Here is a 22,629-nt window from a genome sequence, read left to right on the forward strand (position 1 = left end):
CATAATTTCCTAACCAAACCAATAAAAAAACACAGCTCCCGGAGGAACTGTGCTGCTCAAGCTGCCTGATGCTACTTATGCCAGTGCGTGCTAGATCAAATATATATATTGCGGCTGACAGAAGCTCTGCCTTGGCCGTATTTTATAATTTAACTACGTTCGCTGCCTGTGGACCACGGTTACCGTCCGTAACATCGAATTCTACCGCTTGGCCTTCGTCCAAAGTCTTGAATCCGTCGCCTTGAATCGCTGAGAAGTGAACGAATACATCTTCGCCGCCTTCAACTTGAAGGAAACCATAACCTTTTTCTGCGTTAAACCATTTTACTGTACCTTTCAAATGAACAACCTCCTAAAAATACCGCCATATATGGCGTATGCTTACATTATACTCTTTCTATACTTGTAAAGCAATCCATCTTTTCCCTGATTTCATGATTTAATTTGCTTTTCCCTTCTCCGGTGCGTTATCATTGACCCAAAAGCCAAAAATCGCCAGGGTGGTAATGATAATGATCAAAAAACATGAAATATACAAAACAGACAAATGGAACATGATGACGGTGGAGGTTCAGGGACGTTACATTATCCTTCGTGAAATCTCCGACCAATGGGGAGAAGAAACGCATACCTTCATGAGCCGTCCCGCTATGATGCAGTGGGTGAACAACCGCTTCAATAAAGAATCCTACAAGGATAATGAAGAAGAGTACAAGAATATCATCGCAGCCTTCAAACAGGTCTAGTCCGGCATGGATAATGAGAGTCTTGTCATTTATGTCATTGTCGTCCTGTGCCTGGGTGCCGTACTGATTATGAGCAAGGACAAAATGCCCCCGCGCTTGAAGCGCGGGATGGCATTGACCGCAGTCATTATGATTGCGCTGGCTTTTGTCTTCATTATTTATAGCCTGCTCACATAACTTCATCTGTAAGCAAGATTTAATAAACATGAATTGGCAGGGCATACTAAGCAGACTTTGAGAATCAGGAGGCTGCTGTCATGTCCGTTACCGCCAAATCACTCCCGCTCCTGCTTGCGCTCAGCCTGCTGCAGGGAAATCTGTCCTCAGCGCTCCCGCAGGCGGAGAGCAGCCCAGCCGCATCCCATCTACCGAGGAGGATTTCTATGGAACAATTACCTAAGAGAAGTGAAGTACCCGCCGAGAACCGCTGGAAGCTTGAAGATATGTTTGCTTCAGAGGAGCAATGGGATGCCGAATATAAGGAAGTGAAGGCGCTGATTACAAGCGCTGCCTCCTTCCAGGGGAAGCTGGATTCTCCGGATGCCCTGAAGAAGTGCTTCGAGCTGGACGATAAGCTGTCCCTGCTGACTGAACGCCTCTATGTCTATGCGCATATGCGCCAGGACGAGGATACAGCGGCTCCGAAGTACCAGGCTCTCTCCTCCAAGGCCAAGAAGTTGGGCGTTGAAGCGGGTGAAGCTCTTTCTTTTGTCACACCTGAGATTCTGGCCCTGCCTGACGCGACACTGGACCAGTTCATCGCCGACCCTTCGCTCTCCGACTACACCTTCACTTTGACTGAAATGAAGCGTGAGAAGGCCCATGTCCTGTCCAAGGCGGAAGAAGCGCTGCTCGCTCAGGTCAGCACGATCGCCCAGGCCCCGCAAACCGTATTCAGCATGCTGAATAATGCGGATCTGAAGTTCCCGAAGATTAAGAACGAAGAAGGCAAGGAAGTTGAGCTGACCCACGGAAGCTATATTCAATTCCTCGAAAGCCCGGACCGTGAGGTGCGCAAGAACGCCTTCAAAGCGGTCTATGAAACTTACGGCAAGCAAAAGAACACGATTGCCGCCACGCTGAGCGCGAATGTGAATAAGAATGTCTTTTACTCCCGTGTGCGCAAATATCCTTCCGTGCTGGAAATGTCCTTGTACGGCGACAATATTCCGAAGGAAGTCTACACGAATCTGATCGATACGATTCACGAGAGTCTGCCGCTGATGCACCGTTATATGAAGCTGCGCCAGAAGCTGCTTGGGGTAGATGAGCTACATATGTATGACTTGTTCGCTCCGCTTGTGGACGAATATAAGCTGGATATTACTTTTGACGAAGCCAAGAAGATTACCAAGGAAGGCCTGAAGCCGCTTGGCGAGGACTACCTTAGTGTTCTGCAGGAAGGCTATGACAAAGGCTGGATCGATGTCTACGAGAACGAGAACAAACGCTCCGGCGCATACAGCTGGGGGGCTTACGGCACCCACCCTTACGTGCTGCTGAACCACAATGACAATCTGAACAGCATGTTCACACTGGCACATGAGATGGGTCACGCCCTGCACTCCTACTATTCGGACACAGCGCTGAAATACCGGGATGCGCAGTACACTATTTTCCTGGCGGAGGTTGCTTCTACTACCAATGAGGCGCTGCTGATGGATTACCTGCTGAACAAATCCACAGATCCAAAGGAAAAAATGTACCTGCTCACCTATTATGCCGACCAGTTCCGCACAACGGTATTCCGGCAGACGATGTTCGCTGAATTCGAAAAAATCATTCACCAGCGTGCCGAAGAAGGCGAATCGCTCACACCGCAGGATCTCTCTGCCATCTACTACGATCTTAATGTCAAGTATTACGGCAAGGATATGGTGATCGATCAGGATATTGAAATGGAGTGGGCACGGATTCCGCATTTCTATAACAGCTTCTACGTCTATAAATATGCTACCGGCTTCTCGGCGGCGACGAGCTTCGCCAAACAGATTCTGGAGGAAGGCAAACCGGCGGTTGACCGTTACCTCGGCTTCCTGAAGAGCGGCGGCAGTGATTATTCAATCAACATTTTATCCAAGGCAGGGGTTGACATGTCCTCTCCTGAACCGATCCGCGAAGCGATGAGTGTATTCGAAAGTGTGATCGAACAGATGGAGCAGTTGACCAAATGAGGCAGAAAGCTTAGTATTACAGTAATCCCTTGCCCTCTGCGGGCAGGGGATTTGTATTGTCATAGATCCTGAGGAGGAAGATATATGAAATTTCAATGGTCACTTATATTAGGTTTATTTTTTGCACTGCTGACAGCTGTATTCGCCGTAATGAATGTCGATACGGTTCCGGTGAATTTCGGCTTCGACTTTGTCAGCATCCCGCTTATTCTTGTTATTCTCGGCTGTGCGCTGATCGGTGGCGTGGTTGTGGGGTCGTACGGGATTTTCCGCCAGTATAAGCTGCAGAAGCAGATCAAGAGCCTGAATGCTGAGCTGGCCAAACTGCGTGACGCTAACAGTATCAATATGGAACCTATCCCTGCTGAGAGTGCTCCGTTTACTCCAGAAGGATCATCCCAGCTATAACATATAGACGAATAGGAGGAACTATCCTTGCTTAACATCCAGCCCAATGAAGAATATATTCTGACTCTGCTCAAAAAACTGCTCGACACCCCAAGCCCCAGCGGCTTCACCGCCCAGGTAATGGCGCTGGTGGCTGAAGAAGCGGCGGCACTGAATATCCCGCTTACCTGGAATGAAAAAGGCGGCGCGATGCTCACCGTACCTGGCCTTGACCCTACGCGCACAATCGGCATCAGCGCCCATGTGGATACGCTCGGTGCCATGGTCCGCTCCATTAAGTCTAATGGTACCCTCCGTTTAACCTCTGTGGGCGGATTCAGCATGAACAGCATTGAGAATGAATATTGCATCATCCATACCCGCAGCGGCTTAACTTATACCGGTACGATCCTGACAAGCCATCCTTCTGTGCATGTGTATGCGGATGCCCGTGATTTCAAACGTTCAGAAGAGAATATGGAGATCCGGATTGATGAGCTGGTCTCCACCAAGGATGATGTGCTGAAGCTGGGGATTTCAGTCGGCGACTTTATTTCGTTCGATGCACGGGCGGTGCTCACTCCCAGCGGATATATCAAATCCCGTCATCTGGACGACAAAGCCAGCGTTGCCGCCTTATTCGGGCTGCTGGAGAGCATCCGGCGCGAAGGCTGGAAGCCGCTGCATAACCTGTCCCTGCTCATCTCCAACTATGAAGAGGTAGGTCACGGCGCTGCCTGGATTCCAGGGGAGATCAATGAGATGATCGCTGTGGACATGGGTGCGATGGGCGATGACCTCAGCTGCAAGGAGACGGATGTCTCCATCTGCGCCAAGGATTCCTCCGGCCCGTATGACTATGCCATGACCAGCCGCATGATCGAGCTGGCGAACGGTCTGGCGATTCCATTCGCGGTCGATATCTATCCGCAATACGGCTCCGACGCCTCTGCTGCGCTGCGCGGCGGAAATAACATCCGGGCCGCACTGATCGGACCGGGCGTACACGCCTCGCACTCCATGGAGCGTACCCACAAGCAGGCTGTGCTGAATACGGCTAAGCTGCTGGCGGCTTATGTAGGGGCGAACTGATCGGGCTGCTCGCCACGGCGGGTCACTTTCTATAGCAACACGACGCGGATATTAGTAAACAAGTACAAAAAGGCAGCACCAGCTCATGTAAATAGCTGGTGCTGCCTTTTTAGTAGACTATATTAATCTTGACCAGGCCGAAATGTTGCAACTATTGCAACCTGGCCCGCCCATAACTGGACGTTTGCAGGGATTCCTGCATAAATTGCAACAATTCCCCCGCCCACCGGCTCCAGGGAGGATTTATCCTGCATTTTGTGCAGCATTTGCGGATTAGAGCTGAGATAACGAGTGAGAGGTTGCATTTTGGGCAGGATTTTCGCATAAACCTTCTGAACTTGAGGATTAGAGCTGCGATGACACGTGAGATGTTGCATCCCCCGGTTAAGGCCATACCTGCTCCAGCTTGTCCGCATAATACTTGATGGCCTTATGGTAATCCCGGATACCGGGATCAGCCGATGTATCGGCAAGCAAGGTAAGCAGCAGCTCCATCGCTTCGGTGTGTGCACCGAGATTATGCAGCGTCATGGCCAGAAAAGCCTTGAATTCCGCCCGCTGCGGGAATTCAAGCACACCTTGCTCCAGCAGCGCACGGGACTCCGCATACTGCCCGAGCGTCCGGTACGTACTGCCCAGACCCAGCATCGCGCCTGCCTTCTGCTCCGCATCTGGAAGACCTAAGGCAAGACTCTGCTCGTAATAAGCTCCCGCCTCACGCTCCAAGCCCAGCACATCATGCGTCCATGCCAGCTGATAATGCAGCTCAGCAGTACTGTCGCCCTCTGAGAGTAGCTGTAGCAGCATGTTCCTCGCTTCTTCAGCTTGGCCAGAGGAGCGCAGCTGCACGGCTTCTTCTATCGTATGAGTCACAGTCACTGGGTCACCGGCCCCTTTCTAAGCGTTGCTGCTTACCTACTTACCCGCGATCTTCTCCGCCAGCTCACTCAGATACGTCCAGCGCTCCATCAGGCGCTCCAGCTCTGCCTCGCCCTGCCGCTGCTTCTCCACCAGCTCCTGGAGTCTGCCGGAGTCAGCGAAAGCCGCTTCCATCTGTGCCGAGATGTCCGTCAGATGCTGCTCCGCCTGTTCAATAGCCTCATCGATCCCCTCATACTCACGCTGCTCCTTGAAGGTGAATTTCAGCTTCTCGCGCGGCGCTGACCCGGCCTGTGCATTCCCGCCCTGCTCAGCAGCGGCAGCACCCGTCCCGCTGGCGCTGCGGCCGGAGCCGCCTTCTGCCTTGCCGGAGTTCCCGCTGCCCGAAGGGACGTTCTTCGCCAGCCACTCTTCATATTCGCTATAGTCGCCGACATGCAGGCGGATGCCCCCATCCTCGAAGGCAATCAGCTTATCCACGGTGCGGTCCAGGAAGTAACGGTCATGCGATACCGTGAAGACTACGCCAGGGAATTCATCGAGGTAATCCTCCAGCACAGCGAGTGTACCGATGTCCAGATCATTCGTCGGCTCATCGAGCAGCAGCACGTTCGGCGCTCCCATGAGGACACGCAGCAGGTAGAGACGTCTTTTCTCGCCGCCGGACAGCTTGGAGATTGGCGTCCACTGCATCGCAGGCGGGAACAGGAAGCGCTCCAGCATTTGCCCGGCGGTGATGACACTGCCGTCTGCGGTCTTGATGATCTCGGCTTCTTCCTTCACATACTCGATCGCCCGCAGGCTGAGATCCATGTCCTGATGCTCCTGGGTGAAATAGCCCAGCTTCACGGTTGTCCCGAGCTGCACCTCACCGCTGTCCGGGGTAAGCTTACCGGCAATCAGGTTAAGCAGCGTGGACTTGCCGCTGCCGTTCTTGCCGACAATCCCCACGCGGTCCTGCGGCACAGCAATATAATTCAGATCCTTGATTAAGGTCCGGCCATCCATTGATTTGGTGAGATCCTGAATCTCAATGATTTTGCGGCCCAGTCTGGTGGAGGCTACAGAGATATCCATAGATGACGCCGATGCGCCTCCCGTACTCTCCTTGAGCTTCTCGAAGCGGTCGATCCGCGCCTTCTGCTTCGTGGAGCGGGCCTTAGCCCCGCGGCGAATCCAGGCCAGCTCGGTGCGCAGCAGATTCTTGCGCTTCTGCTCGGCCGAAGCCTCCCGTTCTTCACGGTCTGCCTTCAGCTCCAGGAACCGCGAATAGTTCGCTTCATACCGGTACAGATTCCCGCCGTCCAGCTCAAGCATTACACTGGCTACCCGTTCCAGGAAATAACGGTCATGCGTTACCATCAGCAGCGCCCCGCGCCGCTTCTGCAGATACTGCTCCAGCCAGGCTACGGAATCCGTATCAATATGGTTGGTAGGCTCATCCAAAATCAGCAGCTCCGACGGTGTAATCAGTGCCGCCGCCAGCGCTACGCGCTTGCGCTGTCCGCCCGACAGGCTCTCCATCCGCGCATCGAAGCGGGTAATGCCCAGCTTCGTGAGGACCGTCTTGGCCTCACTCTCCAGCTGCCAGGTGCCGGCGGCGTCGATGGCCTGTCCAATCCGGACAAGCCTGCTCTCCAGCCCTGAGTCTCCCGGATTCTGCTCCAGAAGAGACATCACCTCCATGTATTCCCGCATCGTCGCAAGCTCCGGGTCCTCTCCGGCAAATACCTGCTGCAAGACCGTATTTCCAGGCTCATAAGGCGGATTCTGGGCCAGGAACTGCACCCGCACATCATTGCCGATGCTAATCTGCCCCTCATCTGCTGTATCGAGCCCGGCGATAATCTTCAGGAAGGTTGATTTTCCCGTGCCATTGACGCCAATTACGCCTATCTTATCCCTGTCGTCCATGCCAAAGGAGGCATCACGGAACAGGGTTTTCTCCCCGTAGCTCTTGGAGAGATGTTCCACTGTCATAATATTCATCAGTTGTCCTCGCTTGCCTTATATTTTGAAACCGGAATTGGCTGTACTCTCTTAAGATTCAGCTTCAGCAGGGAAGTCGCCCATTGCCGAATCCAGGCTGCCCAGTGCCCCAGTGATAAAGAGCCTGGCCGCAAACTTCGCCCGCTTATCCGCATCTGCCTCGGCAAACTCAGGGTCGAACAGGATATCCATCTTCAGACGGTCCAGAATCCCGATGTACGACTGCGCCATCAGCTCCGGCTCGGTAGCCCCGCCTTCCAGCAGCACCTTCACCACAGCCTGCATATAGGCTTCCATGAACTGTGCCATATACGCCACCAGCTCAGGGTTATTGTTAGGCGCACGGAAGAACAGCTTCGTATGCTGCTTGCGCTCATAGTAATAGAACAGATGATGCTCTGCAATCACGGAGAGCTTGTCTGTCAATGCGGAGCGGGTCCTCAGCTTGCCCTCAAGCTGCTCAAGGAAGCCTTCACAATCGCGGCGGGTAACCGCCATGAAGAGCTCCTCTTTGCTTTTAAAATATAAATAGACCGTACCCTTGGCAATGCCTGCACGTTCGGCCACTTCCGACATCTTGGTCTCATAAAAGCCGCCTGAACCGAAAAGCTCATAAGCGGCATCCAGAATAGCTGCATGTTTGTCTACGGATGCACTGCTCAACGGTTCACCTCCCAACCCATAGAATCCTGTATGTTACCGGATAACGCAACGGCCGGCTTAACCCTCAGGTCCGCCCTTATCCTATGTAACTGATATAACTGACCAGCAGCGCTACAGCACCGCCTATTATAGAACTTACAGCATTTACAGTATCATTGTCCATCCAGCGCCAGCCCCTGGCGTATTCCGTAGGCTTCCCGCAGTGCATAGAGGCCTCGACCTCGCGGCCGCAGACCGTGCAGCGGTTCATCCGTTGCACAGTAGCCCCCAGAACGGAGTCGGCAAAAGCTCCTGCGAGCCCGCCCAGCAGTCCGGCCAGCACCAGCAGCCAGAAGGCATGGGGCGTCATGCCGGAGGCCGCCCGCAGCACCCAGGAGGCCGCGCCGATGAGTGCCCCTCCCGCCGCCGCAGCCAGCGTCCCGGGCAGGGATACGCCGCCGGAGGTACCTGCCTGCAGCACCTTCCCGGTCAGCACCGACCGGGGAGGCTTCCGGGCCAGCGTGCCGATCTCTGTCGCCCATGTATCCGAGGTTACGGTAGCCATCACCCCGATGAACAGGAAGCCCCAGAGCTCCAGCGGATAGACCGCGTTCAGCAGAACGGCCAGCATCCCGAGTCCGCCGTTGGCGAAGACCTGACCCGCGTCGCGGCGTCCGGTTTTGTCATACGTGGCCTCCAGCTCGGCCTTATTCTCATGATGCAGCTTCGACAGCAGGGTTGAGGAAATGAAGAACACGAGCAGGATACCGAACCAGAACAGATTCCCCGCACCGAAATAGATCGTCCCCATGACGACTGCCGCCACCATCCCTGAGAAGCTAAGCGACTGCTTCCAGTAGGCAGCCCCGGCAACCAGCAGCGCACCACAGGCCCCGATCAGCCATTGCAGCACTTCAAGTCCTGAGAGCATCGCCTTAACCGATCAGGCAGGTGCCCATGAGGGTGTCACCCCAGAACAGCTCGAACGAATCGCCCGCCACTGCCGGACCTACTCCGGCGGGGGTTCCGGTGAAGATAATATCGTCTTTGCCCAGCCCGTAGCGGGCGGCAATGAATTCAACGATTTTTTGCAGGGAGAAAATCATGTTCTTCACGTTCCCGCGCTGAACTTCAATTCCGTTCTTGCGGACGGTGAAGTCGGTGGCCTCCAGTTCCTCTTCCTCAGGCAATGCCATGTAAGGGGTCAGCGGAGCCGCATTCTTGAAGCCCTTGGCGGCCGTCCAGGGCAGGCCCTTCTTCTGCAGATCATTATGCACATCACGGAGCGTGAAGTCGAGGCCCAGCGCCATCACATCCACCAGCTCCTGCACGCTCATCCCCGGCACGTAATCACGCGCAATGCGCAGCACCAGCTCCCCCTCGTAATGAATCAGTCCGGCGTCCTTGGGTAGATGGATGATCGCTTTATCCAGGGCCACGGCAGCATGAGACGGCTTCAGGAAGATCAGCGGCTCGGCAGGCACCTTGTTGCCCAGCTCCTCCGCATGTAATTGATAGTTGCGTCCTACACAGTATACATTATTGATCGCACTGCTCATTGTTCCGTCAGCTCTCTTCCTCTATGAATTGGAATTCATACTGCAATGCTGCAATCCTTATTAGGCCTTCAAAAAGAGTTCGCCCCAGATATCCGGACGGTTCGTACAGATCATAATATCGGAATGAATCTCCGACAGGCGGCGCATTTCCTTGCCCTTATTCAAGGTCCAGGCCATCACCTGCACCCCGCGTTCAATCAGGGATTTGGCCAGAACCGGGCTAAGCCGGTCATAGCTGATGGATAAGAAAGAGCAGCCCAGCTCATCAAGCTTCCCCGCAGGATTACCGGATCTGGAGTCATAGATCAGCCCTGTATGGAACCGCGCGTCCAGCTCCTTGATCCGCCGCAATACACCGGCATCGAACGAGGTCAGCACCACTTCCTCGCGCATTCCCTTGGCATTCACCAGATCAATGACTGCCTGCGCAAGACCGGGATACATATCCCCCACCGTCTTCAGTTCAATATTCAGCCGCAGCCGGCCTGATGCCAGAGCAAGCACCTCTTCCAGAGAAGGCACCCGCTCTCCGCGAAAAGCACGCCCTTTCCAGCTCCCGGCATCCAGCCGCCGCATGTGTTCATAATCCATATTTTTCACCTTGCCGTGTCCATTAGTCGTGCGGTCCAGGGAATAATCATGGATGACCACAGGCACCCCGTCCTTCGTCAGCTGCACATCAATCTCCATCCAGCGTACATAAGGCAGTGCAATCGCCATCCGCACCGCGGCCAGCGTATTCTCGGGGGCCTTACCGGAAAATCCGCGGTGGGCTACACACATATTGTTCATCATTATACGCACCTCCGGCTATTTCACCGCTTGGATCACAGTGCCGTCATTGCGAACCTTGATCAGGCCGGAAGAAATAGACTGTATTCTGTGCAGCAGCAGCTGCCCGTCGGCATCATTCATCGGTACCGGCTGCGCCAGCTCGGCATCCATCGGCTTCAGCTTAAGCGCACATTGCCCCTGCTTGCTGCATTCCGCCTGGAATACCGCCGTCTCCCAAGTAGCCGGGATGGAGCCGCGTGTAAAAATAAAGTTGCCTGTGCTGTAGGCGATCCATTTGCCCTTATACGGCTCAATGCCCTGCAGCACATGCGGATGGCCGCCCATCACGAGATCGGCTCCGGCATCAATGAAGCTATGCCCAAGCGCCTGCTGGGTCTTGTCATACTGCTCCATCCGCTCCCGTCCCCAATGGACGACGACAACGACAACATCGGCCTTTTGTTTGGCTGCGGCAATCGCCTTGAGACCTTCCGCACTGTCATACACCGAGGCAAGGCCGGGCTTGCCCGCTTCCGCCTTCCATTCAATCACCGGCATCACCCGCGTGAAGCCCAGCAGGGCAATCTTAATTCCATTACGTTCAAAATATTGCGCCGAATAGGCCTCCTGGCTATTCCGTCCTGCCCCCACATGAGGGATTCCGCGCTCACCCAGATGCTTCAGGGTGTCCAGCAGACCTTCCTCCCCTTGATCCAGCGTGTGGTTGTTAGCCAGATTGACGGCATCCACACCGGCGGCTTTGAGCGCGTCCAGTGCCTTCGGCGGGCCCTTGAACACAAATTGCTTATTCTTGGCCCCAACCCCGCGTGTAGTAATCGGCGTTTCCAGATTGACTACCGTGAGGTCATCCTTCTTGAACATTCCATCCAGCGCGCTGTAGGAATAATCGTAGCCCTTCTGCTCCAGCAGCGCACCTGCCTTCCCGCTGAAGATGATATCTCCGGCGAAGCTCAGCTTCACCGTCTTGCCGGTGGTGTTCTCCGGTAAGCCTGCGACCAGTCCGCTGCTACTTCCTGTTGTTGCCTGCGGCGCATCCGTAGGGGTTGCCTGATCCGCTGGTGACGGTGCAGGCGTAGCCGAAGCTTCCGTGGTCGCCGCAGGCACTGAAGAAGCCTCCGGTGTCTCCTCCGGAGCAGGCTCCGCAGTGGCTGTAGCCTCTGCCTCGGGGTCTTCTTCTGTAGGGACGGCTTCCGTAGGGGCTGCCGCCGTTGCAGCAGCTTCCGGCGAAGGGGTGGTAACGAGCGCCGCTGGCGGAGCAGCAGAGCCCTGCGGGTCCTTGCCGTCCATGAATGAATATGCGAGCGCAGCGGTAATCATCAGCAGCAACGCCACATTCACCCACGCCCATATCCTTCTGCGCCGTCGCCTGCTATGTTGTCTCTTGCCTTGTCTATTGCCTGATCTCGGCGGATACATGAGTCCAAGTAATCTCCTTTACCCTTAAAGTGTTTCTATTATAGCATATCTATCAGCTGCCGCTCCAAGCCGGGAACGGAGCCTGTTACTAAATCACCCCACAAAGTGAGGCTTTAGCTTCGATGATGACTCAGGTACTTTGCGGGGGCCCCAACACATATAAATTCTTATCTTTCTAAAAAAAGGTGGAGCGCCACTGCTCCGCTCCACCGTTCCTTTTAGACTGTAGCTCCCGCCGGCTCCGGCAGCTTCGTGAGGCTGGCTGCGGCAGTCTCTGCCGTAAGCTTCGCCTGCTTGATGCAGTCCGGCATTCCGATGCCGTCATAGCCTGCGCCGAAGGCATAGACGCCGGGCAGCTTCTGTGCCAGCTCGCTGCGCAGGCCGGCAATCCGGCCGGGATGGCCGACCGGATACTGCGGCATAGACGACCTCAGCCGGGTAATCTCTGTGAACAGCGGCGCTGCGGTGATCCCCATAATCTCCTTCAGGTCCTTGCGGACCAGCTCTGCCAGCGCGTCGTCCGGCAGCTCCACATTCTGTTCATCCCCCGAGCGTCCCACGTAGCAGCGCAGCAGCACCTTATCGTCAGGGCTGGTATGCAGCCATTTCGTAGAGGTCCAGGTGCAGGCGGTGATGTTCCGCCCTTCCTTACGCGGAACAAGGAAGCCCGAACCATCGTACTCGGTAACGATATCTTGCCGGGTGAACGCCAGAACAACATTAGCTACCGATACATAGTTCACTGCATCCAGCGCCGACACATCCACATGGGGACGCAGCAGCTCTGCGGCTGCGAAGTTCTGCACCGTAACATAGATGTCGTCTGCTTCCAACAACTCACCTGTCTCAAGCTCCACCTCGTAACGGGCAGCGCCGGAAGAACCGGCGCCTCCCAGCACCCGGATGGACTTCGCTCCTGTCCCGGTGATTTGCCGGACATCCTGCAGCTCATGGATGAGCGCATGCACAAGACTCTGCAATCCTTGCCGGAAGGTGAGAAAAGCACTTTTCTTCGTCCCGGTATGGGTCTCCACCGGCTTCCTGCCGGTCGTCATTCCCCGGATCAGGCTGCCGTACTGGCGCTCGACCTCACCGAACTGCGGAAAGGTCGCCTGAAGGCTGATCTTGCGCATATCCCCGGCATAGATCCCTGCCAGCAGCGGCTCCGTCATATTCTCCAGCACCTCTGTACCCAGACGGCGCTCAATCAGATCGCCAAGCGACTCATCCTCAGCACTGCGGCGGGGCGGAAGTACGAAATCCATCATCGCCCGCATTTTGCCGCCGAAGGAGACCAGACCGCTCTTCAGGAAGGGCTTCAGCTCTGTCGGAATGCCCAGCACAAGACCGGCAGGCATCGGATGAAGCTTGCCCCGCTGCAGGATGTAGGTCTTCTTGGCATTCGGATTCGTGCTTACCAGCTCGTGGTCCAGCTCCAGCTCCCTGGCCAGATCGACCATCGCCGTCTTACGGGCCAGGAAGGAATCCGGGCCCTTCTCAATCACGAAGCCGTCACGGTGCAGTGTCTCGATTTTGCCGCCAAGGACCTTGTCCTTCTCGATTAAGGTAATCTCCGGCTGTACTGCCGCTTCACGGTAGAACTTGCGGATATAGAATGCGGCGCTGAGGCCGCTAAGTCCTCCGCCGATAATAACTACCTTGCGGGGTGATGCGGTCATGGCAGATTCACCTTCAACTGGTTCGCCTTCGTTCGCACCACATCACTTAACACCGACATATAGGCCGGATCACTGTTCAGCGAGTCAATCCGCAAGAGACGCATATCCAGCTCGGAGACAAGCTGCTGTGCTTCAATATCCAGATCGTACAGCACCTCCAGATGGTCGGAGACGAAGCCGATCGGGGCTGACAGCACGTATTTCACCTGACTCTCGGCCAGCTCACGCAGCGTATCGAGAATATCCGGGCCCAGCCAAGGCTCCGCCGTCCGGCCCGCACTTTGCCAGGTGAACTGCCAGGATTCTACGCCTGCCTGTGCGGCAATCGCCTGAGAGGTCTCCAGCAGCTGGTCACGGTACGGATCGCCCATCGCCAGAATACGTTCAGGAAGACTATGTGCACTGAACAGCACGCGCACTTCCTCGCGCGACGCGCCGGTCTCTTCGAACTCGTCCAGCTTGGCAGTCACTCTCCGGCTAAGCACATCGATCAGCTCGGGATGCATATGGTAGCTCTCTACGAACTCCATATGAATACCGCAGGCTTCGGCTTTTTCCTTGGCGCGCTTGATATAGGTTCCTACACTCATCACAGAGTAATGCGGAGCCAGCACGATGCCAATCGCCTGGGTAATACCGTCCCGGACCATAGCCTCGACACCATCCTCGATGAACGGTCTGGCATGCTTGAGACCCTGGTAGCAGACATACTGGATCTGCCCGCTGTTCAGCTTGGCCTGCAAGGCTTCCACCTGACGGTCCGTATTCTCCCTAAGCGGAAAAACCCCGCCGACAATCGCCTTATAGCGGTCAGTCAGCTCTTTGAGCTGCTCAGCTGAAGGAGCGTTCCCCCGGCGGATATGCGTATAATAAGCCTCTACATCCTCAAGACTCTCAGGCGTGCCGTACGACATCACGAGTACTCCAATTTTGTTGGCCACGGATTCCATCCCCTTTTACAATAATTAACGTCCTATACAGCAAAGAGAGCAGCAAAGGCTGCTGCCATCAGATGCTATTTCTTCAACTATGCCAGCGGCGGTGCCGCCTGTTTCATTGCCGCTGCTGAATACTCATGCACATAATCCGTTAATTCCTTGAGCGTATCGAGTGAAGCTTCAGGGAATAATCCATGTCCCAGGTTAAAAATATACCCCGGCTGCATGATGCCTTCATCCATCAGTTCCTTGGCCCGGGCTTTGAGCATATCCATCGGCGCGGTCAGCAGGTATGGATCCAGATTGCCTTGAACCGCATAGCCTCCGCCCAGTCTGCGCCGTCCTTCGGTGATGCTTACCCGCCAGTCCAGTCCGATCACATCGGCCTGCAGCTTGGTCAAGCTGGGGAGCAGCTCCCCTGAGCTGACACCCGGGAAGTAGATCTTCGGAACCTCCAGATCAGACAACTCCGCAAAAATCCGGGTGATCGTCGGCAGCACATACTGCTCAAAATCACGCGGAGCCAACGCCCCGACCCAGCTGTCGAACAACTGGAACGCCTTCCCGCCGCTGGCGACATGGGCGCGCAGATAGACGATAACCATATCGCCCAGCTTCTCCATCAGCTTCTCCCACACCTGCGGCTGGCTGAACATCAGCTCCTTGGTGCGGTGATACGTCTTGGACGGTCTGCCTTCGATGAGATAACTGGCGATGGTGAACGGAGCTCCGGCGAAGGTAATCAGCGGAACGTCCAGCTCCTTGTCCAGTATGGCGATGGTCTCCAGAATATGGCCCAGATCGCCCTCCACATCGATCGGCTTCAGCCGCTCCACATCGCTTGCAGAGCGGATCGGATTCTCGATCACCGGCCCGATGTTCTTCACAATGTCAAAATCCACACCGAGGGAGGCCACCGGATTCATGATGTCGGAATACAGAATCGCTGCGTCCACGCCCAGCTTGCGCACAGGCATCAGAGTTACCTCAGCCGCAAGCTCAGGCTGCTTGCAGATCTCAAGCAGCGAATATTTCTCCTTGATCGTACGGTAGTCGGGATCATACCGGCCGGCCTGCCGCATGTACCATACGGGGGTGTACTCCGTGTTCTGCTGTCTGCAGGCACGGATAAAAGTGTCGTTGTAGGTCATGATAAGATCTCCATTAGATTTGATAGAATACTGTGAAAAAACACATATCATTATTATGCCCCTTTTGTAAGCGGCTAACAACCGCCTGACCCGAAAGGGAATGACAATCCCATGACATTACTATGACATGTGTTGCATTGTCCGGCTGAAAATCTATGATATACTGATATAATGTCAATTTTTCGTGAACTCTGTATCAATGAATCCCCTGAAAGGAAGTGAAAGCACTTTGAAGAATTGGGAGACCTGGAAAGTCAACCTCATGGTGCTTTGGTTCGGCCAGTTTCTGGTGAATGCAGGCATGACTATGATTACCCCGTTTCTGTCACTTTATCTCGCCAAAGATCTGGGGGTGACCGGCGACCGCGCGATCGGGATGTGGGCCGGGCTTATTTTTGCCGCCAACTTCTTGACCTCGTTCATCTTCCAGCCGCTCTGGGGCAAGCTTGCCGACAAATACGGACGCAAAATTATGCTCCTGCGCTCCAGCTTCGGCATGGCGATTGTTATTGTGCTGATGGGCTTCGCCCAGTCCCCGATGCAGCTGCTGCTGCTCCGGCTGCTGAACGGAACCATCTCCGGCTTCAACCCCGCCTCTGTCGCGCTGGTCTCAGGCACCACACCGAAACCGAAGATGGGCTTCGCGATGGGCCTGATGCAATCCGGCGCGGTAGCCGGAACGATTCTGGGGCCGCTGATGGGCGGCTTACTGGCCGACTGGATCGGGTTCCGCCCGATCTTCTATGTGGTCGGCGCGCTGCTGTTCGTTGCTTCATTGCTGGCGTTATTCCTCGTCAAAGAGAAATTCGACCGGGCAGAAGCAGCACAGGTGCCTCAGGTATCCGTGCTGGAAGGCTTAAAGGAACTGGCGAAGGTGCCGCAGCTTCCCGCACTGTTCGGCGTGACCTTCCTGCTGCAGTTCGCTATGGTCAGCCCAATGTCGCTGCTGCCGCTCTATGTAGAGAAGCTGCACGGCACCACCGTGGACCTTGCCTTCTGGGCAGGTATGGTCAGCGCAGTCACCGGTATCTCGAATATGCTCGCTTCGCCGCTGCTCGGCAAGCTCAGCGACAAGGTGGGGGCGCACCGGATACTGACCTTTGCGCTGATCGGCGCCGCTCTGTTCCTGATCCCGCAGGCGTTCGTGACCAGTGTCTGGCAGCTGATCCTCGTCCGCTTCCTGATGGGCGTCTTCATGGGCGGCCTGCTGCCTAGCGTCAACGCCCTGATCCGCTCCTATACGCCTGACGGCAAGGAGAGCCGGGCGTTTGGCTTCAACAGCAGTACGCTCGCGCTCGGCAATATGCTCGGTGCGGTGATCGGCGGATTCCTGTCCGGTTATATCGGGATTGAAGGCCTGTTCATTGTCTCCGGTGCATTCCTGCTGATCAATACGGTCTGGGTGCGGATCAAGCTGTACAAGAAGACTGAACCCCGGCTATTCCGTTAACAGGCTGCTTCTCTTATGGGCGGTATAACTGGTGTGTGCGGTACGAGCGGTATGAGTGGCATGAACGGTATGGCCGGTGCGGTCCAGGCTATTTCACCATCGCCAGCGCCAGGCCGTCATAGGCAGGCAGCAGTGTGCTGGTCAGGCGGGGATCGCCTGCGATCATCTCATTGAAGCGGCGCATGGCCTGGACAGCCGGTCCGTTCTTCTCCGTATTAAGCGTGCGGCCGCGCAGGAAAATATTATCCCCGGCAATAATCGCCCCCGGTGAAGCAAGCCGGATCGCATATTCCAGATAATTCGGATAGTTCTCCTTATCGGCATCGATGAAGAAGAAATCATACCTGTTCCCCTGTGCTTCGAGCAGCTTCAGGCTGTCCAGTGCAGGGCCGGTCCGGTATTCCACCCGGTCTCCGAAGCCCGCCTGCTGCAGATGGCTCTGTGCCAGCTCTGCATATTCAGCCTTAAGCTCCAAAGAGGTGAGACGGCCTTCCTGCGTAAGTCCCCGGCACAGACAGATTCCGCTGTAGCCGCCAAGCGCCCCGATCTCCAGCAGGTTTGCCGAGCGGGAGAGGGTCACCAGCATCGTCAGCAGTCTGCCGTAGCCCGGGGCAATGGACACCTCCGGCATGCCTTTGGCTGCGATGGCTGCTTTGACTTGGAGCAATAATTCGTCTTCTGTATATAGCTGTTCGCTGTACTCTTCCTGATTCTGCATATGTATTCTCCTCTTGAATGGGTGTGTGTGCCTGCGGACAGGCATTGTGCAGAACTCTTCCTTACCCTATACTGTAAGCTGAACGTTCTGCAGGTTCAGATGACAAACCAGTTACTCTTATTGTACTGGCTATACGTATTTATCCACAAGTTAAACGGAGTTGAGCGCATTTGGGCAAATTACAATTGATCGCCACCGCCCCCATGGGGCTGGAGGCTGTAGTAGCACGCGAATTAAACGAGCTGGGTTATGAGACCACGGTCGAGAACGGACGGGTCCTGTTCAGCGGGGATTACATCGACATCTGCCGCTGTAATCTGTGGCTGCGTACCTCGGACCGTGTACTGGTTAAGATGGGCCAGTTCCCGGCCCGGACCTTCGATGAGCTGTTCGAAGGAGTGAAGGCGATAAATTGGGAGGACTGGATTCCCGAGAACGGCGAATTCCCGGTAGAGGGCCGTTCGCATAAATCTCAGCTGACCAGCGTACCTGCCTGTCAAGGGATTGTGAAGAAGGCCATTGTCGAGAAGCTGAAGCTGTCGTACCACACCGAATGGTTCCCGGAGAACGGACCCCGGTACGTGGTAGAAGTGATCCTGCTGAATGATATCGCGCTGATCACCCTGGATACCACCGGCCCGGCCCTGCACAAGCGAGGCTACCGCCGCCAGGCTACGGAAGCGCCGCTGAAGGAGACGATGGCTGCGGCTCTGATCCAGCTCAGCCGCTGGAACGGCCATCGTCCGCTCTATGATCCTTGCTGCGGATCAGGCACGATTCTGATCGAAGCAGCGATGATCGCCTGGAATATCGCGCCAGGCCTGCGCCGCTCCTTCCCGTCCGAGCACTGGCCGGAGATTCCGCAGCGTCTGTGGGAGGAAGCCCGCGAGGAAGCCTTCGATGCGGTGCGTGACGATTACCCGCTGCAGCTGACCGGAACGGATATCGATCCGGCAGCAATTGAGATCGCCGAGGCGGCGGCGAAGAGCGCCGGACTCTCCGGTGAGATTACGTTCAAGCATATGGCCGCTGCGAAGGCCCGGCCGGAAGGCGAATACGGCTGCATCATCACCAACCCGCCTTACGGCGAGCGGATCAGTAATGACAAGGAAGTGGAGAAGCTGACCCGCCAGTTCGGCGAGATGATGCTCTATCTGCCCACCTGGTCCTTCTTCGCCATCAGCCCGTACAAAGAGTTCGAGCAATACTACGGACGCAAGGCGGACAAGCGCCGCAAGCTCTACAACGGCCGGATCGAATGCCAATACTATCAATACCTGGGGCCGCTGCCTCCGCGGAAATAGCAGGAACAGCGCGGGTTAAGCAGTTTTGCAGTTAAGTAACTATCCCTAATAAGCCTTAATCACTAAAGCGCCTTAAGTCACATGAAGCACTCTGTGCTATGGACTTAAGGCTTTTTGTTCTCAATAAGCTGCTGATGCTGCATCAATTTCGAACACAGTTGCTCCGCTCACCCTCATACCTGCACTTTGTATGTTGTTTTCCACATACATTTGCCCCACTCACCCTCTCATTGCAAATTGTATGTTGTTTTCCACATACATTCGCCCCGCTCACCCCCGCAGATGCACATTGTATGTTGTTTTCGGCATACATCCGCCCCACGCACCCTCTCACCCGCCTATTGTGTTCGGTTTTTACGACTACACCCGCGCACACCAAAACAACCCCCGCAAATAACGCGGGGGCTGTACGATGCTGCTGGCGCAGCAGATCTGAATTACTTCTTCTCCACCGGCCGTTTGACGAAGGCTTCCGCTTTGGCCAGCACCTCATCTTCCGTCGGTCCGCTGATGTAGCGGCCGTTGATGTAGACAAACGGGCGTTTGCCGCACGGTCCGCAGTAGGAGATGCAGCCTGTCTTGATCTCGGCATCCGGTGCCATCTTTAGCAGCTTGGGCACGATGCTTTTCATTTTAATATGATTGCACTCGTCACATAATCTTATATCGTTAGCCATGAAGCAACCCTTCTTTATGTCCGTAAAATACGGGCGGATCAACTAGTGATCGCCATGATTTCCTTTAGACGGATTAGTAATCACAAAGCCTTCTTCCGGCAAGTAGAGATAATCAATCTTCACCCCGTCCAGCAGCGGCTGGTTCGGATCAAGAATGACATCGATATCCTTATCGGTGGAAACCACTACATCGTTCTCCTTAGGCGTGTCCAGATCCAGTCCGTAGTGGGCATGGTCGCCATGGGCATGTGTAATCGCTACACGAAGCTTAAGCTCGCTGTTGCCTTCAAGTTCCATGGTTTTCTTTATCACTTTAGCCGCGTTGCGGGTAATTTTGACGTTCATTCGATTCCATCTCCCAAGCCTCTATATTTTAAATACTCAATAATTCATTTTAAGGAATATGGGAAGATAAAGCAACCATTAGGAGATGGACATCCACACTTAAAGGTGCAATCGTCGCTAAAATGTCATCTTCCGCTGTGCAGCGCTGCGTATTTACGGTCCATCCGTGTAACGAACCAGCCCATCAGCAGCATCGTTACACCTATATCGTCAATCGGTATAAACGGCATGAAGTCGGGCAGCACCCAGTACAGCAGCGCCGGAATAGTGAACAGCAGCTTGTCGGCCATAGCCACATTAGGCGAAACGATATAATGCCAGGAGCTGCGGAATATATGAGACCATTGTTTGAGCGACAACAGTTTTCTGAATTTCATGAGTTATGCCTCCCTGTGTAATCTGTGTAAGCAGTAAAGGACACCGCCGCTAAGCACCTGTAAAAGGATTGCGGCTGTGCCCTTTGCTGTTATCTTACGCGAATGCGCAGGATTCGTTTCGCTTTCAGGTAAAATTTTATCGAATCCTCCCGAAGCGGACCAACGTTCACTCCGTCACCTTAACATCGTCGATCTGTGCGGTGCTGGAATGCATCCGCAGACCGATCTTCCCTCCGGCCGGCTGTGCCGCCGTATCCGTCCACTGAAGCAGCTGGACACCGCCGGCGTAGGCGGTAACCGTACTGCCGCTGACAGTGACCTTCAGCTCCGTCCACTGGCCGGGCGTAACCGCAAAGCTTGCGCTGCTCACCATCGTGAGCGTGCCGGCGGTTTTTTTGAACAGCTCCGCCTTGTCGCCTGAATCATTCAGCCGGAACATATAATAATTGGAAGCGTCTGCATAACGGAACAGCAGCCCGGCGTTGCCGAAGGCGTTCAGCAGCTTTATTTTGGCCGAATACGTGTAGTTTCTCCAAGTGGCATCGCCTGTATAGGCCAGTGCTTCCCCTGACATTGATGTCTGCGTCAAAGCTTTCGTCCCGTCATCTGTCACACTCCATGACCCGCCCGAGGTTGTCCAGCCGCTGGAATTACCATCCTCGAAATCATCCTGGAACAGCGTAACCGGCGGTGTAATCGTACCCTGGAACTCAAATACACCGATATCCGGCACTCCGTTATACAGCGGATTCCCGAAGAAGTCCTGTCCTCCGTTGCCTGCAACCACCGCCCCGGCACCCAGCAGCGGAGAGGAGAGCGCCAGCTTATAGCCGTCTGCCGAATCGCGTCCTGTGGCCGTGCCGGGACTTACGAATCCGGGGTTGCCTGTGATTTTATTGGGATCGTTCGGAACACTTGAATTCAGCCCGTAGAAGCTGTTGTGATCATACGTCATTCTGGGGCTGTTCGTATATTGTCCGCTGGCTGCATTATAAAAGATGTTGTTAGTGTAATAGGCCATTCCTGTGTTGCTCGCATGGGTCAGCGCCTTATTCTGCGTTCCCGAACGGTAGATAATGTTGTTGTAGACATAGAGATTGCCGCCGCCGTTCACCAGATGGAACACCCCGTTAGCGTCCTTATCGTTCTGGCTGATATTATAGCGGAAAATATTATTGTTCGTGTTGTTCATCACCAGCAGGGTGCCGCCCTCATTGTCATAGCTGAAATTGTACTGGTAGATGCTGTCGTGCACCTCGATGTCGAAGTCCCAGGGCTGGCCGTCTCCACCCAGCATCCGGGTATCGGAAGCTTCATTATATTGGAAAATAGCCCCTTTGGTGTAATAGGCCCACTGCGCCGCAACGACAGTGATATCCTCAAGATAATTGACGATGGATGTATTCACCTCGCAGGCTTCCCCGATGGATCTCGTCTTGTTGTATTCGATCAGCGGCGAGGCACTGGCTCTGACCAGGATGCCGTCCCGGTGGATCTTCTCCACCACATTGCCCCGGATGACCACACCCCGGAAGGCGTCGAACTTATGTGTCCAAGCATTGTTGAAAAAAGCATCCGTCATCGTCTGTATCCCCGTGTCCGCCACGTTAATGACCGTATTATTCTCGATCAAAATATCTTCCCAGGTGCTCTCAAGTGCTGTATTGGCTCCCCGGGCATGAAAGTTGATGCCGCCTGTGCGGCGGTCTGTGCCAAAGATATCGTGGATGTCGAGATTGCGGATATACATATGCCGGAAGTTCCCAGCCCCTGCTCCTTCGCCTACGACCAGCACGCCGTTTCTGCGCATATCTGTAGGCTGCTGTCCGCTTGTAATCTCCAGATTATTGATCTCCCAGTAAGAGACATTGCGCAATCTGACCCCGAAGCCTTCACCGCCCACGGCGGTGTTGCCGAAATCAATCAGCGGCTTGGCTCCGCTCCCGTAGCGGTCTACCGTAATCGGATTCCCCTCTGCGCCTGAGCCCTTGAGATCCAGATACTGGTCCTTCCATATACTGCCTGCCTTGAGCAAAATCCGGTCCCCCGGGCTGAAGGTCACGCTGTTGACTTTGCCCAGCGTCTTCCAGGCTGCCGCTTCACTGGTGCCGGAGCTATTGTCGCTGCCCTGGGCAGCATCAACGTAATACGTGGTGCCTGCCGCCTCTGCTACCGGACCCGATATTCCTGAGATAAGACTGAACAGCAGAAAGCCGATGATACCAAGCAAGGTCAGCCTGCCCGGCCTGCCTTGTCTTGATCTATGCTTCATACGATACCTTGTCATTCGGATCACGCTCCCGCAGAATAG

General features: G+C 55.0%; 24 protein-coding genes. 7 read left to right on the forward strand and 17 right to left on the reverse strand.

The genetic code is table 11. The annotated features are described in order from the left end of the window. Nucleotides 1-142: 142 nt before the first annotated feature. Nucleotides 143-340 (reverse strand): cold shock domain-containing protein, encoded by a 198-nt coding sequence (locus MKY96_RS17455; RefSeq protein WP_036725228.1) that lies wholly within the window; start codon nucleotides 338-340, stop codon nucleotides 143-145. A gap of 172 nt (nucleotides 341-512) precedes the next feature. On the opposite strand from MKY96_RS17455, the gene MKY96_RS17460 reads away from it, so the two are divergent. The 5 genes from MKY96_RS17460 to MKY96_RS17480 all read left to right on the forward strand — a co-directional run bounded on the left by MKY96_RS17460 (nucleotide 513) and on the right by MKY96_RS17480 (nucleotide 4,399). Continuing rightward, nucleotides 513-746, forward strand: coding sequence for a hypothetical protein (locus tag MKY96_RS17460; protein WP_036702226.1), 234 nt, complete (start codon nucleotides 513-515; stop codon nucleotides 744-746). 6 nt (nucleotides 747-752) lie between these two features. Next, nucleotides 753-923, forward strand: a complete 171-nt coding sequence (locus tag MKY96_RS17465) for a hypothetical protein (RefSeq protein ID WP_209874284.1) — start codon at nucleotides 753-755, stop codon at nucleotides 921-923. A gap of 206 nt (nucleotides 924-1,129) precedes the next feature. Beyond that, nucleotides 1,130-2,920: an oligoendopeptidase F gene (pepF, locus tag MKY96_RS17470; protein ID WP_340941933.1), complete on the forward strand. Its 1,791-nt coding sequence runs from the start codon at nucleotides 1,130-1,132 to the stop codon at nucleotides 2,918-2,920. 84 nt (nucleotides 2,921-3,004) lie between these two features. Next, nucleotides 3,005-3,328 carry a LapA family protein gene (locus tag MKY96_RS17475; RefSeq protein ID WP_340941935.1) on the forward strand — a complete coding sequence of 108 codons (324 nt, stop codon included), beginning with the start codon at nucleotides 3,005-3,007 and terminating at the stop codon, nucleotides 3,326-3,328. A gap of 27 nt (nucleotides 3,329-3,355) precedes the next feature. After that, the gene (locus MKY96_RS17480; protein ID WP_340941936.1) at nucleotides 3,356-4,399 is read left to right on the forward strand and encodes a M42 family metallopeptidase; all 1,044 of its coding nucleotides are present in this window, start codon (nucleotides 3,356-3,358) and stop codon (nucleotides 4,397-4,399) included. Nucleotides 4,400-4,521: 122 nt separating this feature from the next. Here the strand turns inward: MKY96_RS17480 and MKY96_RS17485 are convergent, their stop codons facing one another. The 11 genes from MKY96_RS17485 to hemE all read right to left on the reverse strand — a co-directional run bounded on the left by MKY96_RS17485 (nucleotide 4,522) and on the right by hemE (nucleotide 15,447). Continuing rightward, nucleotides 4,522-4,776, reverse strand: a complete 255-nt coding sequence (locus tag MKY96_RS17485) for a hypothetical protein (RefSeq protein ID WP_340941937.1) — start codon at nucleotides 4,774-4,776, stop codon at nucleotides 4,522-4,524. Nucleotides 4,777-4,783: 7 nt separating this feature from the next. Next, entirely contained in the window at nucleotides 4,784-5,278 is a 495-nt protein-coding gene (locus tag MKY96_RS17490; protein WP_340941938.1) for a tetratricopeptide repeat protein, read from the reverse strand. Nucleotides 5,279-5,314: 36 nt separating this feature from the next. Then, nucleotides 5,315-7,267, reverse strand: coding sequence for an ABC-F family ATP-binding cassette domain-containing protein (locus MKY96_RS17495; protein ID WP_340941939.1), 1,953 nt, complete (start codon nucleotides 7,265-7,267; stop codon nucleotides 5,315-5,317). A 51-nt stretch (nucleotides 7,268-7,318) separates the two neighbouring features. Further along, nucleotides 7,319-7,930 carry a TetR/AcrR family transcriptional regulator gene (locus MKY96_RS17500; RefSeq protein ID WP_340941940.1) on the reverse strand — a complete coding sequence of 204 codons (612 nt, stop codon included), beginning with the start codon at nucleotides 7,928-7,930 and terminating at the stop codon, nucleotides 7,319-7,321. 76 nt (nucleotides 7,931-8,006) lie between these two features. Then, entirely contained in the window at nucleotides 8,007-8,819 is an 813-nt protein-coding gene (locus tag MKY96_RS17505; protein WP_340944612.1) for a DUF92 domain-containing protein, read from the reverse strand. 25 nt (nucleotides 8,820-8,844) lie between these two features. Further along, the gene (locus MKY96_RS17510; RefSeq protein WP_340941942.1) at nucleotides 8,845-9,468 is read right to left on the reverse strand and encodes a fumarylacetoacetate hydrolase family protein; all 624 of its coding nucleotides are present in this window, start codon (nucleotides 9,466-9,468) and stop codon (nucleotides 8,845-8,847) included. 60 nt (nucleotides 9,469-9,528) lie between these two features. After that, nucleotides 9,529-10,260 carry a glycerophosphodiester phosphodiesterase gene (locus MKY96_RS17515; RefSeq protein WP_340944614.1) on the reverse strand — a complete coding sequence of 244 codons (732 nt, stop codon included), beginning with the start codon at nucleotides 10,258-10,260 and terminating at the stop codon, nucleotides 9,529-9,531. Nucleotides 10,261-10,278: 18 nt separating this feature from the next. After that, entirely contained in the window at nucleotides 10,279-11,601 is a 1,323-nt protein-coding gene (locus tag MKY96_RS17520) for a CapA family protein (RefSeq protein WP_340941943.1), read from the reverse strand. A gap of 296 nt (nucleotides 11,602-11,897) precedes the next feature. Continuing rightward, entirely contained in the window at nucleotides 11,898-13,358 is a 1,461-nt protein-coding gene (gene hemG / locus MKY96_RS17525; protein WP_340941945.1) for a protoporphyrinogen oxidase, read from the reverse strand. Next, nucleotides 13,355-14,299 carry a ferrochelatase gene (gene hemH / locus MKY96_RS17530; protein WP_340941946.1) on the reverse strand — a complete coding sequence of 315 codons (945 nt, stop codon included), beginning with the start codon at nucleotides 14,297-14,299 and terminating at the stop codon, nucleotides 13,355-13,357. Before hemH ends, hemG begins: the two co-directional genes overlap by 4 nt. Before the next feature lie 86 nt (nucleotides 14,300-14,385). Beyond that, the gene (gene hemE, locus MKY96_RS17535) at nucleotides 14,386-15,447 is read right to left on the reverse strand and encodes a uroporphyrinogen decarboxylase (RefSeq protein WP_340941947.1); all 1,062 of its coding nucleotides are present in this window, start codon (nucleotides 15,445-15,447) and stop codon (nucleotides 14,386-14,388) included. A 229-nt stretch (nucleotides 15,448-15,676) separates the two neighbouring features. Between hemE and MKY96_RS17540 the strand changes: the two genes are divergently transcribed. Beyond that, nucleotides 15,677-16,897, forward strand: coding sequence for an MFS transporter (locus tag MKY96_RS17540; RefSeq protein WP_036725253.1), 1,221 nt, complete (start codon nucleotides 15,677-15,679; stop codon nucleotides 16,895-16,897). 88 nt (nucleotides 16,898-16,985) lie between these two features. On the opposite strand, the gene MKY96_RS17545 is transcribed toward MKY96_RS17540, so the two are convergent. Further along, on the reverse strand, nucleotides 16,986-17,615 hold the full coding sequence (locus tag MKY96_RS17545; RefSeq protein ID WP_036725254.1) for an O-methyltransferase: 630 nt from the start codon (nucleotides 17,613-17,615) through the stop codon (nucleotides 16,986-16,988). Nucleotides 17,616-17,785: 170 nt separating this feature from the next. Between MKY96_RS17545 and MKY96_RS17550 the strand changes: the two genes are divergently transcribed. Next, on the forward strand, nucleotides 17,786-18,919 hold the full coding sequence (locus MKY96_RS17550; protein WP_209874315.1) for a THUMP domain-containing class I SAM-dependent RNA methyltransferase: 1,134 nt from the start codon (nucleotides 17,786-17,788) through the stop codon (nucleotides 18,917-18,919). A 437-nt stretch (nucleotides 18,920-19,356) separates the two neighbouring features. Here the strand turns inward: MKY96_RS17550 and MKY96_RS17555 are convergent, their stop codons facing one another. From MKY96_RS17555 to MKY96_RS17570, 4 genes are all read right to left on the reverse strand, one after another. Next, a complete protein-coding gene (locus MKY96_RS17555) occupies nucleotides 19,357-19,596 on the reverse strand; it encodes a DUF1450 domain-containing protein (RefSeq protein ID WP_036725257.1) in 240 nt (79 codons plus the stop codon). 42 nt (nucleotides 19,597-19,638) lie between these two features. Then, entirely contained in the window at nucleotides 19,639-19,941 is a 303-nt protein-coding gene (locus MKY96_RS17560) for a HesB/IscA family protein (protein WP_036702251.1), read from the reverse strand. A 125-nt stretch (nucleotides 19,942-20,066) separates the two neighbouring features. Continuing rightward, on the reverse strand, nucleotides 20,067-20,318 hold the full coding sequence (locus MKY96_RS17565; RefSeq protein ID WP_340941951.1) for a hypothetical protein: 252 nt from the start codon (nucleotides 20,316-20,318) through the stop codon (nucleotides 20,067-20,069). 166 nt (nucleotides 20,319-20,484) lie between these two features. Continuing rightward, entirely contained in the window at nucleotides 20,485-22,605 is a 2,121-nt protein-coding gene (locus MKY96_RS17570) for a family 16 glycoside hydrolase (protein WP_340941952.1), read from the reverse strand. Nucleotides 22,606-22,629 lie beyond the last annotated feature (24 nt).

Origin of the sequence: Paenibacillus sp. FSL R7-0302 (assembly GCF_038006885.1) — a bacterium.
Lineage (GTDB): Bacteria > Bacillota > Bacilli > Paenibacillales > Paenibacillaceae > Paenibacillus_AQ.

Excerpts from the sequence above, each read along its gene's own strand:
- MKY96_RS17565 (WP_340941951.1), bottom strand. The coding sequence starts at position 20,318 with ATGAAATTCAGAAAACTGTTGTCGCTCAAACAATGGTCTCATATATTC.
- hemG (WP_340941945.1), bottom strand. The coding sequence starts at position 13,358 with ATGACCGCATCACCCCGCAAGGTAGTTATTATCGGCGGAGGACTTAGC.
- pepF (WP_340941933.1), top strand. The coding sequence starts at position 1,130 with ATGGAACAATTACCTAAGAGAAGTGAAGTACCCGCCGAGAACCGCTGG.
- MKY96_RS17560 (WP_036702251.1), bottom strand. The coding sequence starts at position 19,941 with ATGAACGTCAAAATTACCCGCAACGCGGCTAAAGTGATAAAGAAAACC.
- MKY96_RS17555 (WP_036725257.1), bottom strand. The coding sequence starts at position 19,596 with ATGGCTAACGATATAAGATTATGTGACGAGTGCAATCATATTAAAATG.
- MKY96_RS17475 (WP_340941935.1), top strand. The coding sequence starts at position 3,005 with ATGAAATTTCAATGGTCACTTATATTAGGTTTATTTTTTGCACTGCTG.
- MKY96_RS17460 (WP_036702226.1), top strand. The coding sequence starts at position 513 with ATGATCAAAAAACATGAAATATACAAAACAGACAAATGGAACATGATG.
- MKY96_RS17570 (WP_340941952.1), bottom strand. The coding sequence starts at position 22,605 with ATGACAAGGTATCGTATGAAGCATAGATCAAGACAAGGCAGGCCGGGC.
- MKY96_RS17485 (WP_340941937.1), bottom strand. The coding sequence starts at position 4,776 with ATGCAACATCTCACGTGTCATCGCAGCTCTAATCCTCAAGTTCAGAAG.
- MKY96_RS17465 (WP_209874284.1), top strand. The coding sequence starts at position 753 with ATGGATAATGAGAGTCTTGTCATTTATGTCATTGTCGTCCTGTGCCTG.
- hemE (WP_340941947.1), bottom strand. The coding sequence starts at position 15,447 with ATGACCTACAACGACACTTTTATCCGTGCCTGCAGACAGCAGAACACG.
- MKY96_RS17510 (WP_340941942.1), bottom strand. The coding sequence starts at position 9,468 with ATGAGCAGTGCGATCAATAATGTATACTGTGTAGGACGCAACTATCAA.
- MKY96_RS17545 (WP_036725254.1), bottom strand. The coding sequence starts at position 17,615 with ATGCAGAATCAGGAAGAGTACAGCGAACAGCTATATACAGAAGACGAA.
- MKY96_RS17515 (WP_340944614.1), bottom strand. The coding sequence starts at position 10,260 with ATGAACAATATGTGTGTAGCCCACCGCGGATTTTCCGGTAAGGCCCCC.
- MKY96_RS17495 (WP_340941939.1), bottom strand. The coding sequence starts at position 7,267 with ATGAATATTATGACAGTGGAACATCTCTCCAAGAGCTACGGGGAGAAA.